At 68.7% G+C, this 12,995-nt stretch carries 11 protein-coding genes; 7 read left to right on the plus strand and 4 right to left on the minus strand.

Annotated elements, in window-relative coordinates; genetic code table 11:
- Positions 1 to 190 precede the first annotated feature (190 nt).
- The 3 genes from aroA to ASF51_RS11630 are packed head-to-tail and all read left to right on the plus strand — an operon-like array spanning position 191 to position 3,480.
- On the plus strand, positions 191 to 1,564 hold the full coding sequence (gene aroA, locus ASF51_RS11620; protein ID WP_055929564.1) for a 3-phosphoshikimate 1-carboxyvinyltransferase: 1,374 nt from the start codon (positions 191 to 193) through the stop codon (positions 1,562 to 1,564).
- Positions 1,561 to 2,604, plus strand: coding sequence for a ribosome small subunit-dependent GTPase A (rsgA, locus tag ASF51_RS11625; RefSeq protein ID WP_055929567.1), 1,044 nt, complete (start codon positions 1,561 to 1,563; stop codon positions 2,602 to 2,604). Before aroA ends, rsgA begins: the two co-directional genes overlap by 4 nt.
- Positions 2,605 to 2,652: 48 nt before the next feature.
- The gene (locus ASF51_RS11630) at positions 2,653 to 3,480 is read left to right on the plus strand and encodes an inositol monophosphatase family protein (protein WP_055929570.1); all 828 of its coding nucleotides are present in this window, start codon (positions 2,653 to 2,655) and stop codon (positions 3,478 to 3,480) included.
- Here ASF51_RS11630 and ASF51_RS11635 read toward each other — a convergent pair.
- From ASF51_RS11635 to ASF51_RS11650, 4 genes are read right to left on the minus strand one after another with little or no spacing between them, the layout of a single operon-like run.
- Positions 3,477 to 4,151, minus strand: a complete 675-nt coding sequence (locus ASF51_RS11635) for a DUF4166 domain-containing protein (protein ID WP_055929573.1) — start codon at positions 4,149 to 4,151, stop codon at positions 3,477 to 3,479. The two genes, ASF51_RS11630 and ASF51_RS11635, sit on opposite strands and share 4 nt — an antisense overlap.
- A gap of 6 nt (positions 4,152 to 4,157) precedes the next feature.
- On the minus strand, positions 4,158 to 6,821 hold the full coding sequence (locus tag ASF51_RS11640; RefSeq protein ID WP_055930809.1) for a phosphoenolpyruvate carboxylase: 2,664 nt from the start codon (positions 6,819 to 6,821) through the stop codon (positions 4,158 to 4,160).
- Positions 6,822 to 6,872: 51 nt separating this feature from the next.
- Entirely contained in the window at positions 6,873 to 7,187 is a 315-nt protein-coding gene (locus ASF51_RS11645) for a protealysin inhibitor emfourin (RefSeq protein WP_055929576.1), read from the minus strand.
- Positions 7,184 to 8,221 carry a M4 family metallopeptidase gene (locus ASF51_RS11650; protein ID WP_055929579.1) on the minus strand — a complete coding sequence of 346 codons (1,038 nt, stop codon included), beginning with the start codon at positions 8,219 to 8,221 and terminating at the stop codon, positions 7,184 to 7,186. The genes ASF51_RS11645 and ASF51_RS11650 overlap by 4 nt, the downstream gene beginning before the upstream one ends.
- A gap of 68 nt (positions 8,222 to 8,289) precedes the next feature.
- On the opposite strand from ASF51_RS11650, the gene ASF51_RS11655 reads away from it, so the two are divergent.
- From ASF51_RS11655 to ASF51_RS11670, 4 genes are all read left to right on the plus strand, one after another.
- Complete coding sequence (locus ASF51_RS11655) at positions 8,290 to 8,694, plus strand: hypothetical protein (protein WP_055929582.1); 405 nt, start codon at positions 8,290 to 8,292, stop codon at positions 8,692 to 8,694.
- Positions 8,695 to 9,894, plus strand: coding sequence for a glycosyltransferase (locus ASF51_RS11660; protein WP_055929585.1), 1,200 nt, complete (start codon positions 8,695 to 8,697; stop codon positions 9,892 to 9,894).
- The gene (locus ASF51_RS11665) at positions 9,891 to 10,622 is read left to right on the plus strand and encodes a PIG-L deacetylase family protein (RefSeq protein ID WP_082479756.1); all 732 of its coding nucleotides are present in this window, start codon (positions 9,891 to 9,893) and stop codon (positions 10,620 to 10,622) included. The genes ASF51_RS11660 and ASF51_RS11665 overlap by 4 nt, the downstream gene beginning before the upstream one ends.
- Positions 10,623 to 10,777: 155 nt before the next feature.
- The gene (locus tag ASF51_RS11670) at positions 10,778 to 12,955 is read left to right on the plus strand and encodes a glutamine synthetase III (RefSeq protein ID WP_055929593.1); all 2,178 of its coding nucleotides are present in this window, start codon (positions 10,778 to 10,780) and stop codon (positions 12,953 to 12,955) included.
- Positions 12,956 to 12,995 lie beyond the last annotated feature (40 nt).

Consider the following 12,995-nt stretch of genomic DNA (forward strand, 5'->3'; position numbering starts at 1 on the left):
TCTACTTCGGAGAGGGCGCGTTCGGCCCAGGCCATGCCCGGGCGGACGACGGTCGGTCGCACCAGCTGCTCAGTCACCACCTGCGCTCCTCCTGTGCCTCTCCGTCGTCGATGCACCCGCTCGGTGCCCGTACGATCAACAACCGCGATGGGAACGCGGTTTATTCCGTGCTCGCGGTAATCTGGGGGCAATGGGAATCATCAGCCAACTCGATCCGCGTTTCTCCCCCTACGACGATGAGACGCCAGGGGTCGCCTCCGTGCCGCCGGCGGACTCGCCGTGGCCGTCGCCGACCGCCACCGGTCCCATCGACACGTCGGTCGTCCTTCCCGGCTCCAAGAGCCTGACCAACCGCGAACTCGTGCTGTCGGCGCTAGCCGAGTCGCCCTCTACTCTTCGGGCTCCGCTCCACTCGCGCGATACGTCTCTGATGGTCGATGCCCTCCGATCGATGGGCACGACGATCGAGGCCGTCTCCGGCGCCGGGGATTTCGGCGACGACTGGCTCATCACGCCAGCGGAGGAGCTGCTCGGAAGCACGACGGTCGACTGCGGCCTCGCCGGAACCGTCATGCGCTTCATCCCGCCCGTCGCCGCCCTGGCGCTCGGTCCCGTCGTGTTCGACGGAGACGAGGCCGCGCGGCGCAGGCCCATGTCCACGACCATCTCGTCGCTCCGCTCCCTGGGCGTCGACATCGCCGACGACGGAGCGCGATCGCTCCCCTTCACGGTTCACGGCACCGGTCGCGTCGCCGGTGGCGAGATCGTCATCGATGCGTCGAGCTCCAGCCAGTTCGTGTCGGGCCTCCTCCTGAGCGCGAGTCGCTTCGACGACGGACTCGTGCTGCGCCACTCCGGTGAGCGGGTGCCGAGCCAGCCTCACATCGAGATGACGATCCAGGCGCTGGCCGCCCGCGGCGTCGAGGTCGAGCAGCCGCAGCCGGGCGTGTGGACCGTCGCGCCCTCGCGCATCCGGGGCCTCACCGTCGACATCGAACCCGATCTGTCGAATGCGGCACCGTTCCTCGCGGCGGCCGTCGCCACCGGCGGTCGGGTCAGCGTCAGCGGCTGGCCGTCGAGCACCACCCAGGTGGGCGCACTGCTCGCCGAGTTCCTGCCCCTGTTCGGCGCCACCGTCACCCAGGCCGACGGAGTGCTCACGGTCGAGGGCGACGGGTCGATCCACGGAATCACCCTCGATCTCTCCGAGGGCGGCGAGCTCGCCCCGGCCCTGGTCGCCCTGGCAGCGCTGGCCGACTCCCCCAGCGAGATCACCGGCATCGGACACATCCGTCACCACGAGACAGACCGCCTGTCGGCCCTCGCGGCGGAGATCAATGGGCTCGGCGGCTCCGTCACAGAGCTGGAGGACGGCCTGCGCATCGAGCCGGCACCGCTGCACGGCGGAACGTGGAAGACCTACGCCGACCATCGCATGGCCCATGCCGGCGCGATCATCGCCCTCGTCGTTCCCGACGTTCTGATCGAGGACATCGCGACCACATCGAAGACGCTCCCCGAATTCCCCGAGCTCTGGAGCGCGTTGGCCGCGAGCACCTCATGACCTGGTGGGCGAACGACGACGATGACGACGACGAGTCGGAATACGACGAGTCGAGCGTTCGTATCCGGCCCAACCCGAAGGGCAACAAACCCCGCACGAAGATCCGGCCGGAGTACGCCGACGCGGTTCCCGGTCGCATCCTCACCGTCGACCGCGGCCGCTTCAGCGTGCTCGTCGACGAGGACACCCCCGACGAGCGCGCGATCACGGCGTCTCGGGCCCGCGAGCTCGGCAAGACGGCCATCGTCACGGGCGATCGCGTCGGACTCGTCGGAGACACCTCCGGCGCCGAGGGCAGCCTTTCTCGAGTCGTCAAGCTCACGCCGCGCACCACGCTTCTGCGCCGCAGCGCCGACGACACAGACGCCGTCGAGCGGGTGATCGTCGCCAACGCCGACCAGATGCTGATCGTCGTGGCCGCGGCCAATCCCGAACCGCGCGCCCGACTGGTCGACCGCTACCTGGTCGCCGCATTCGATGCCGGCATCACTCCGATCCTCTTCATCACCAAGACCGACCTCGCCGACCCGAGCGAGTTCCTCTCCGAGTTCGACTGCCTCGACCTCACCGTGGTCACCGGGCAGCGCGACGAGCTGCCGCTCGACGAACTGAAGTCGTTGCTGATGGGCCACACCACCGTCACCGTCGGCCATTCGGGTGTCGGCAAGTCCACGCTGGTGAACGCGCTCGTTCCCGGCACAGATCGGGCGATCGGGCGCGTCAACGACGTCACCGGCCGCGGGCGCCACACGTCGTCGTCGACGCTGGGCCTGCGGGTGCACGACGACGCGGGCCACTCGGGCTGGATCATCGACACCCCCGGCGTGCGCTCGTTCGGCCTCGGCCATGTCGATCCCGCGAACGTTCTGAAGTCGTTCGCCGGAATGGCGATCCCGTCGTCCATCCCGCCGGCCGACGGCATCCCGCTCAGCCAGGCCCACGACTGGGAGATCGTCGACCGGGTGCTGGCGGGAGAACTGGGTGCCAGCGGCATCGCACGCATCGAGTCGCTGCAGAAGCTCGTGGGCTCGCTGAGCTAGTCGCACGATCGAGCACGCCTGGTCGTCGCGGCTGGCTACGCTTGAGGCATGACCGAGCCGTATGCAGCCGACCTCGCCCTCGCCCTCGACATCGCCGACGCGGCCGACGCGATCTCGCTCGATCGATTCATGGCGCTCGACCTGGTCGTCGAGAGCAAGCCCGATCGAACACCAGTGACGGATGCGGACCGCGCCGTCGAGCGCGAGATCAGAGACCGGCTCGCGGCCGCCCGCCCGGAGGACGCGATCCTGGGCGAGGAGTACGGCTCGGCCGGCGACTCGAGCAGGCAGTGGATCATCGATCCCATCGACGGCACGGCCAACTACCTGCGCGGCGTTCCCGTCTGGGCCACGCTGATCTCGCTCGTCGTCGACGGCGTTCCCGTCGTCGGTGTGGTCAGCTCCCCTGCGCTCGGACGCCGCTGGTGGGGAGCCCTGGGCCAGGGCGCGTGGACGACGGACAGCACCCTCGCGCCGTCGGCGGCACCCCGTCGGCTCGCGGTCTCCGCCGTGGCCCGCCTCGATGACGCGAGCGTCAGCTACAACAGCCTGAAGGGCTGGGACGAGGCTGGCCGGCTCGACAGCCTGCTCGCCCTCAGCCGCAGTGTCTGGCGCACCCGGGCCTATGGCGAGATGTGGTCGTACATGCTCATCGCCGAGGGCGCCCTCGACGTGGCCGGCGAATTCGACCTGCAGCCCTACGACATGGCGGCCCTCATCCCGGTGATCCACGAGGCCGGGGGCCGGTTCACGTCGGTCGACGGCACACCCGGCCCCTGGTCGGGTTCGGCCCTCGCCACCAACGGGCTCCTGCACGACGCGGCCCTCCGGGTGCTCTCCCCCGGTGACGTCGTCGAGCCCCACTCGGGGCGTTAGAACCGACGATCGATGGCCGCGGTGTCGACCGCGTCGATCGGTCCACCCCTCGGCTCGTAGGTGAAGGAACCCCGGTATTCGAAGACACGGCCGAGCACCGGATGCGTAAGGGTCACCTCAACCTCCTGGCTCGCGGTCGCGGAGTCCCAGCGCTCCGTGAGGTCGACCCGTGCGGAGAAGATGCGAGGCACGGGGACGCGCAGACGGCCGAGCCAGAGCCAGGTGCCGACCGATCGCATCCGGAGCCACCCCTCTGACGAGACACCCAGCCGCAGTGACACTTCGAGGAATCGCCGTCTGCCGAGGAAGTCGTGGAGCAGACCGTCACGACCGGCCAGCATCGTGTCCTCCATCGCGCGGGTCACGCCGGGGAAGGCGAAGCTGCGGGTCGAGCTGAGGCAGACTCGACCCCGCCCGTCGGCGTGGGGAACGTTGACGACGGTCAGGCCGACGTTCTCGCCGCGTTCTCCGAACAGGGCGTTCGCGCGCGCCATCAGAGCGAAGAGCGGCGCGAGCCATGCCTTCGAGGGCCCCGCGAACTCGTAGACCCCTCGACCGATGCCCGCCTCTCCGCGCACCGCGCCGTCGACGTAGTTCGACAGCTGGGGCTGCAGGCGATCAGCTTGATCGCCGAGCAGCACGCGATACACGGAGCGCCGGGCCCCCGACATCGCGGGCTATCCCGTGTTCTGCAGTCCGGCCGCGACCCCGTTGACGGCGAGGAGCAGAAGCCGATGGGTGTCGTCGGCCGGGTCGACGCTGCCCGAGCTGCGAACGGCCCGGAGAGCCCGGAGCTGCAGGAGCGACAGCGCGTCGACGTAGGGACTGCGGAGCCTGACCGCGCGCTGCAGCACGGGACGACCCTCGAGGATCTCGCCGTGACCCGTCGTGCGCCTCACCCATTCGCGGGTGAGCTCCATCTCGTCGAGCACGAGGGAGGCCAGGTCGTCGCGATCGCCCAGGGCGAGATAGCGCTCCGCGAGCCTGTCGTCGGTCTTCGCGAGCGACATCTCCACGTTGTTGATCATGGCGGTGAACAACGGCCACCGGGCGTAGGCGTCTCGGAGGACGTCGATGTCTCCGACCGCCGCGAGGGCAGAACCGAGCCCGAACCAGCCGGTGAGATTGATGCGCGCCTGCGTCCACGCGAAGACCCAGGGGATGGCCCGGAGATCTTCGAGCGATTCCACGGACAGTCCGCGCCGGGCCGGCCTCGAACCCAGCGCGAGCAGGCCCACCTCCTCCATCGGGGTGACCTGGGCGAACCAGGGAGCGAAGCCATCTGCCTTGATGAGTTCGAAGAAGCGCTCACGTGAACGCAGGTCGAGCGTGCGCGCCATGTCGACGAAGTCACGGGTTGCCGTGTTGTTGGCCTCTTCGTTCGACGGGCTCGATGCGAGCAGGGTGGCCGCTGCCATCTGCTCGATGTGGCGCGCGGCGATCGCCTTGTCGCCGTACTGGGCGAAGATCACCTCGCCCTGCTCGGTGAGCTTGAACCGGCCCTCGACGGAGCCGCCGGGCTGCGCCATCACGGCCTCGTTGGCCGGACCGCCGCCACGACCCAATGCGCCACCCCGGCCGTGGAACAGCGTGAGGACGATGTCGTTGTCCTTCGCCCAGCGGGAGATGCGCTCCTGCGCCGAGTAGAGGGCGAGCGTCGCCGAGACGGGCCCGACGTCTTTCGAGGAGTCGGAGTAGCCGAGCATGACCTCGAGGCGCCGACCGGTTGCTGCCAGCCGCTCCTGCACCTGCGGGAGAGTCAGCATCTCGTCGAGAATGGTCGTGCTCGCCTCGAGGTCGGCGAACGTCTCGAACAGCGGCACGGCATCGAGCACGGGGGCCGCCTCGGCAGAACCCAGGGCGGCTTCCGCCAGCGCGTAGACAGTCGCGATGTCGGCCGAGGACTGCGTGAACGACACGATGTACCGACGGGCCGCCGCCAGGCCGTAGCGCTTCTGCAGTGTCGCGATCGTGCGGTAGACCGACAAGACCTCCTCGGTCATCTCGCTCAATGCACCACCGGCACGGATCTCCTCGAGCGCCTGACGGTGCACCTTGGAGTGCTGGCGCACCTCGAGCTCGGCGAGGTGGAACCCGAAGGTCTCGACCTGCCAGATGAGGTTCTGGAGTTCGCCGTTGGCGCTGCGGTCGGCACCGGCCTCTCGCAGGGACTGCTGAATGACCCGCAGGTCGGAGACGAGTTCGTCGGGCAGTCCGTAGGCGAGCTCGGTGCCCTGCCTGGTGGCGACGATTCGAGCGGCGACCACCATCAGTACTCTGCGGTGCGGCTCGTGCGGCGAGCGTGTTCCGATCTGGCTCGTCACCTGCGGCGCGATGGCCTGCTGCCGCCCCCACAGCGCCATCAGAGCCTCGCTGGCCGGAGTGTCCTCGGAGTCGAGCGTGAGCGTGCGACCGATACGGGTCGCGGCGTGCTCGAGGCCGAACAGGATGTGCTCGCTCGCGATCGCGGCCGCCTCTTCCGTGACGTCGGCCGTGACGAAGGGGTTGCCGTCGCGGTCCGCGGCGATCCAGCTGCCGAGACGCATGAACGCCGGCGCGACCACGGGTGCCTTGCCCGCATCGCCCTCGAGCATCCAGTCGTCGAGCAGGCGGTACACCTGCGGCACGACCTGGAACAGGGTCTGGTCGAAGATGTTCATCGCCGTTCTGACCTCGTCGAGGGGCGTCGGCCTTGTCGTGCGCAGCGGCGAGGTGCGCCAGAGCACATCGATCTGCTCGAGCAGGCGCCGCTCGATCTCGGCCGAGGCAAGGCCGCCCTGCTGGCCGGCGTCCCTGTCGGAGAGCAGGTCACTGATACGGCGGATGGCCGAGGCGACGGCGCGGCGTCGGGCCTCGGTGGGATGGGCCGTCAAGACGGGGTGGAATCTCAGGTCGGCCAGTCGCGCGGCCGTCTCCTCGCGCCCGACCTCGCCGACCAGCCGCTCGATGGCGGCGGGAAGGGAGTCGGCGGGCGCGGGATCGCTCGCGGACACGTACCGGCTTCGCAGCACCCGCACCCTGTGGTGCTCCTCTGCCAGGTTGGCCAGGTGGAAGTAGCTGGTGAACGCCCGGGCGACCTGCTCGGCCCGCACGGGCGTGAACGAGTCGACGAGCTTCTCGGCGTCTTCGATCGACGCGTCGTTCTGCTTCTCATAGGCGTCGATGGTGAGCTCTCGCAGCCGCTCGACATCGTCGAGCAGCTCGGAGCCGCCTGCCTCGGTCAGAATTCGGCCCAGCAGGGCGCCGAGCAGTCGAACGTCGGCACGCAGAGCGGCGTCTACCTCGTCGCGAATACTCCGACGGCTGAGGTCGGGGTTGCCAGGGGTCGTGTCAGCAGAAATCGTCACCGACCTAAACTAGCGCCGAAGTGTTGACGGCATGTTTCGGCGTCGTTATGTGTCGGCGCGATCCGAGGCCTGGACCCGGTCGATCAGCTGCCGCCACGGCCCCACGACGCGGGACTCAGGCAGTGTCGCGTGCAGCTGAGACGTCGACGTCGATTCGACAGGGAGCGCCTCGACGGTGACGACGAAGACGAAACGATCGGGAACCCCGTCGCCGTCGAGATCTACCGCGTCCGACCATGGGCACGCGTCGACGATGTGGAGCCATTCGTCGACGGCGGTCGACGACTCGTCGTCGACGACGACCCGCCAGGTTCGCCGTAGACCTGCGAACCCGCCGCTGCGCACCACGGTGATGTTCACAACTCGACTCCGACAGACGCCCACGCCCGCTGCACCGCGTCGAGCTCGTCAGAGGTGCCGCCGTATCGGGCTCGGGCGGCCTCGACCGTGGCACGGGCGAACTCTACGAAGGTGGCTCGCGGCTCGAGCCCGCCTGCGGTGATCGTGTCGTACCAGATGCGACCGGCGCGCTGCCACGCGTAGCCGCCGAGGGCGTCGGCCACGAGGAAGAATGCCCGGTTGGGGATGCCGGAGTTGATGTGCACCCCTCCGTTGTCGTCGCGGGTGTCGACGAAATCGCGCATGTGGGCGGGCTGGGGGTCGACGCCGAGGATGTCGTCGTTGTAGGCGGTGCCCGGTGCCTTCATCGAACGGAGCGCGGCACCTTCGACCATGTCGGTGAACAGCTCCTCGCCGATGAGCCAGCTTGCCTCCGAGGCCACCTGCCCTCGGCTGTGCTGCTCGACCAGCGCTCCGAACACGTCGGACACCGATTCGTTGAGGGCCCCGGACTGGCCCTGGTACTCGAGCGCGCTCGAGTACTGGGTCACTCCGTGACTGAGCTCGTGCCCGATGACGCTCAGCGACAGCGTGAACCGGCGGAAGACCTCGCCGTCACCGTCGCCGAACACCATGCGCTCACCGTCCCAGAAGGCGTTGTCGTAGCGCGAGCCGTAGTGCACGGTGGCTTCGAGCCCGAGCCCGCGACCGTCGATCGAGGAACGCTCGAACGCGTCGGCGAACAGCGCGTGCGTCGCCCCGAGGCCGTCGTAGGCCTCGTCGACCGCGGCATCGCCCGATTCGGCGCCGCCCTCGCGCCGAACGACGGAGCCGGGCAGCACCTCGCGCCCCCCGGCATCGCTGATCGTGCGATCAGGGCGAGGCGGCGCAGTCGACGGCGGCACGGCACGCGGAGCAAGAGCCTGCCTCGTCTCGCGCAGGGGCTCCGTCTGCATGAGGGTCTCGTGGGCCGCGGCGGCGACGCCTCCGAGACCGGCCTCATCGAGGCGGGAGAGACGGGAGAGCAGGTAAGGGGGAACAATCGTGCAGCGCATGGATCGAGCTTCGCACCGGCCCCTGACATCGTCCACAGAGTCCGACGCCCCGGGCTAGAATTTGAGTCATGACGACCCATTCCGCGCCGGTCACCACATCCGCCCCGGCCAAGACATCCGCCCCGGCCAAAGACATGACGAAGCCCCTCGGTGGCGGCCTGTTCGTTCTCTTCTGGGCCATCGCCATCGTGCTGTGGGTCCTCGTCGGCCAGTTCGAGGAGCCCGGGCTGCGCGGCTTCGTCGCCGATGCGGGAATCGTCTTCGCCTCGCTCGGCACCGCGGCACCGTTCCTCGCCACCCGACGCTCGCTTGTGATCGCCGTCGGCTGGGGCGCCGTCGCGCTCGGCCTCTTCGCTCTCGCCGACCTCGGCCAGGTCACGGTCGTCGTCTATCTCCTGCGCATGTTCGTTCCGCTTGTCGCCCTCCTCGCCCCGGTCAACAAGTTCGTCAACGGTTACCGAGTGTTCGTCTAAGTGCTGCGAATAGCTCTCGTCTGCCTCCACACATCGCCGGCCGACGAGCCGGGCTCCGGCGATGCCGGAGGCATGAACGTGGTGGTGCTGCACCAGGCGCAGGCCCTCGCCTCACAAGGACACGACGTCGAGATCATCACGCGACGGTCCACGCCCACCGGTCCGGCCGTTCTGAACTTCGGCGACCGACTTCGCCTGCGGTTCGTGGATGCCGGCCCCGCGCATCCGCTCGCCAAGGGCGATCACGAGCTCTACATCGGCGAGTTCAGCGACGCCCTGAGTGCGCTCGGCCCGTACGACGTCTTTCACTCGCACCACTGGTTCTCGGGCATGGCCGCCCTGCCCGTCGCGCGCACGCGGGGCATCCCCCACGTGCAGAGCTTCCACAGCATCGCGGCCGACGATTCGACTCCCCTCTCCGACGGAGAGCGCGCGGAGTCGCCCGGGCGCATGGCCGGCGAATCGTGGCTCGCGCGCGAGTCCGACGCACTGATCGCGATCAGCGAGGCCGAAGCCCACACGATCGAGACGCGTCTCGGCGGATCGCCCGGTCGCATCACCGTCGTCTCCCCTGGCGTCGACAGCGAGCTGTTCGCACCGGCTGCACCGGCTCTCGGATCGCACGAGTCCCGCAGGCCTTACGCGGTCGTAGCCGCCCGGCTGCAGCCGCTCAAGGGCCTCGACCTCGCGATCGAGGCGATCGCCGCGGTTCCTGAGAGCATCCGACCCGAACTGGTGATCTCGGGCGATGCGTCGGCCGACTTCGACGGATACATCGACGAGCTCTCGCAACTCGCCGGCCGACGCGGCATTGCAGACTCCGTGCACTTCATCGGTCCGCAGTCGAGACAGGCGCTGGCCGAACTGCTGCGCAGCGCCCGCGTCGTTCTGATCCCCTCCCACTCCGAGACATACGGCCTCGTCGCGCTCGAAGCGGCCGCGAGCCGCGTTCCCGTCGTCGCCGCCGCCTCGGGTGGTCTCAGGGAGGCCGTGGTCGACGGCGTGACCGGACTCGTTCTCGATTCGCGCGACCCCGCCGTCTGGGCCGATGCGATCGCCCGCCTGCTCTCGCATGGCGAGGAGGCCGACGAGCTGTCGTCGAGAGCCCGCGAACGCGCGGAGACCCTCAGCTGGGCGCGCTCCGCCGACGCGCTCCTGGGCGTCTACACGGGGCTCGTCTCGTCCGTCGCCGTCGCGTGAGTCTTCTCGACGGCGTGCGCAACGTGCTCTTCGTGCACGCCCACCCCGACGACGAGACCCTCGCCACCGGCGCCCTGATCGCCGAGCTGGTCGACCGCGGCGTGCGGGTGAGCCTGCTCACCGCCACCCGCGGAGAACGCGGTGAGATCGTGGAGGGATCGCTCGATCACGCGGTGGATGCCGAGGGCCTGAGCGCGCTGCGCGAGACCGAGCTGCGCCGAGCGGCAGACTCGCTCGGTATCTCCGACAGGTACTGGCTGGGCACCGCCCCGGCGCGAACCGTCGGGCAACCGACCGTGCGCTACCGCGATTCGGGCATGTCCTGGATCGAGCCCGGACTTGCCGGTCCCGCGGCCGATGTCGAGCCCGGTGCGCTGGCGCTCGCGCCCCTCGAGCAGGTCGTGGGCGACGTGGTGGCGCTCATCGAGCTGCTCGATCCCGAGCTGGTCGTCAGCTACGACCACGGCGGTGGCTACGGACATCCTGATCACGTGCGAACGCACGAGGCCACGCTGGCGGCGAGTCGCCTGACGGCCACGCCGTTCGCCGAGATCGTCTCCGAACCCGGCTCCGATGTGGAGTGGTTCGACCTCGACCACCGATTGTCAGCGGTGACGCGGGCGCTCCAACAGCACCGCACGCAGCTGACCGTCGTCGACGGCGATGTCGTGCACTCGGGCGGGCAGCGACACGCGATACCCCTCTCGATGGGGCTGCGCCAGCACTGACTCCGCGGCCGAAGGACTGCACTACTCCTCACGCCGCGTCGAAAATAACCACGGGTGTCACACAGGTGAAACACCCCCGCCACACGAGTCTTCTATCGTGGCGCCACCGGGTTCCGCATCGATCCGCGGTCGGGCGCCGTCACGAGGGAGTAAGAATGACTGGAAACACTGTCCGTCTGCAGGCCATCAGGGATGTCGAGGCCTACGTGCCGCCCGCCATCAGCTTCACCCCGACCGAGACGCCCGGCGAGGTCTTCGGCGAGAACGTGTTCAACCAGATCGTCATGCAGAAGCGGCTCCCGAAGTCCGTCTACAAGTCGGTCATGGCCACCATCGACCACGGTGTCATGCTCGATCCGCTGGTCGCCGACGCCGTGGCCTCGGCCATGAAGGACTGGGCCCTCGAGAAGGGCGCGACGCACTACGCGCACGTCTTCTACCCGCTGACCGGTCTCACCGCCGAGAAGCACGACAGCTTCCTCGAGCCGGTCGGCGACGGAACGGCCCTGGCCGAGTTCGCGGGCAAGACGCTCACCCAGGGCGAACCGGATGCGTCCAGCTTCCCGAACGGCGGCTTGCGCAACACGTTCGAGGCTCGCGGCTACACCGGCTGGGACGTCACGAGCCCGGCGTACGTGCTCGAGAATCCCAATGGCAACACCCTCTGCATTCCCACTGTCTTCGTCTCGATGACCGGTGAGGCCCTCGACCACAAGACGCCCCTCCTGCGCTCGCAGCAGGCGATGGGCGAGCACGCCGAGCGCATCCTGAAGCTGTTCGGGCACACGAACCCGAAGCACGTCGTGTCGTTCTGCGGGCCCGAGCAGGAGTACTTCCTGGTCGACAGGCACTTCTTCCTCGCCCGACCCGACCTGATCAACGCCGGTCGCACCCTTTTCGGTTCGAAGCCGCCGAAGGGCCAGGAGTTCGACGACCACTACTTCGGCGCCATCCCCGAGCGCGTGCTCGGATTCATGATGGACACGGAGCGCGAGCTGTTCAAGCTCGGCATCCCCGCCAAGACCCGCCACAACGAGGTCGCCCCGGGCCAGTTCGAGATCGCTCCGATGTTCGAGCGGGGCAATATCGCCGCCGACCACCAGCAGCTCCTGATGACGACCTTCAAGACCATCGCCAAGAAGCACGGCATGGAATGCCTGTTCCACGAGAAGCCGTTCCAGGGCGTCAACGGGTCGGGCAAGCACGTCAACTTCTCGCTCGGCAACTCCGAGCTGGGCAGCCTGCTCGTGCCGGGCGACACGCCCCACGACAACGCGCAGTTCCTGGTGTTCTGCGCCGCGGTCATCCGCGCCGTGCACAAATACTCCGGTCTGCTGCGCGCATCCGTCGCCTCGGCCACGAACGACCACCGCCTCGGCGCGAACGAAGCTCCCCCGGCGATCATCTCGATCTTCCTCGGCGACCAATTGGCCGACGTCTTCGAGCAGCTGGCGAAGGGCCCTGCGACATCGTCGAAGGGCAAGGGTCGTATGCAGATCGGTGTCGACACCCTGCCGGTGCTGCCGACCGACCCGGGTGACCGCAACCGCACGAGCCCGTTCGCGTTCACCGGAAACCGCTTCGAGTTCCGCGCCCCGGGATCGATGCAGTCGGTCGCAGGACCGATGACCACCATCAACACGATCATGGCCGACTCGCTCGACTTCATCGCCACAGAGCTCGAGGCGGCCACGGCGGCGGGAGAAGACTTCGACACGGCCGTGCAGACCCTCCTCACGCAGATCATCACGGAGCACGGGGCGGTCGTCTTCAACGGCGACGGCTACGCCGATGCGTGGCCGATCGAGGCCGAGAAGCGCGGCCTCGCCAATCTGCGCACGACCCTGGACGCCCTTCCCGAGCTCATCACCGACGAGGCCATGGAGCTGTTCGAGAAGTACCGGGTCTTCAACCACCGTGAGATGCACAGCCGCTACGAGATCGGGCTGGAGCAGTACGCCCTCACCATCGGCGTCGAGGCGCGCTTAGCCCTCGAGATCGGTGCCACGGCCGTTCTGCCGGCGGCCGTGCGCTACCAGACGGAGCTCGCCGTGAACATCGGTGCGCTCAAGGCTGCCGGCGTGGAGACCGATACGGAGGCTCTCGACGAGGTGTCGGTTCCGCTTGCCGAGCTGCGCAGCGCCCTGGCCACGCTCAAGAAGGCGCTGGCGGCCGAGACCGGTCATGAGGCGCTCGCCGAGGCGGAGCACGCGCGCGACGCACTGTTGCCGGCGATGGACGCCGTGCGCGCCGCAGCCGACACTCTCGAGGACATCGTGGCCGACGACCTGTGGCCGCTGCCGACCTACCAGGAGATGCTCTTCGTGCTGTAAGGGGAGCCGCTTCGACAGGCTCAGCGAACGGTAACCCCGC

Source organism: Agreia sp. Leaf283, assembly GCF_001422485.1.
Lineage (GTDB): Bacteria > Actinomycetota > Actinomycetes > Actinomycetales > Microbacteriaceae > Agreia.

What these genes read in the sequence shown, in the direction of transcription:
- ASF51_RS11655 (WP_055929582.1), top strand. Translation starts at nt 8,290, where the DNA reads ATGACGACCCATTCCGCGCCGGTCACCACATCCGCCCCGGCCAAGACA.
- ASF51_RS11650 (WP_055929579.1), bottom strand. Translation starts at nt 8,221, where the DNA reads ATGCGCTGCACGATTGTTCCCCCTTACCTGCTCTCCCGTCTCTCCCGC.
- rsgA (WP_055929567.1), top strand. Translation starts at nt 1,561, where the DNA reads ATGACCTGGTGGGCGAACGACGACGATGACGACGACGAGTCGGAATAC.
- ASF51_RS11630 (WP_055929570.1), top strand. Translation starts at nt 2,653, where the DNA reads ATGACCGAGCCGTATGCAGCCGACCTCGCCCTCGCCCTCGACATCGCC.
- aroA (WP_055929564.1), top strand. Translation starts at nt 191, where the DNA reads ATGGGAATCATCAGCCAACTCGATCCGCGTTTCTCCCCCTACGACGAT.
- ASF51_RS11670 (WP_055929593.1), top strand. Translation starts at nt 10,778, where the DNA reads ATGACTGGAAACACTGTCCGTCTGCAGGCCATCAGGGATGTCGAGGCC.
- ASF51_RS11635 (WP_055929573.1), bottom strand. Translation starts at nt 4,151, where the DNA reads ATGTCGGGGGCCCGGCGCTCCGTGTATCGCGTGCTGCTCGGCGATCAA.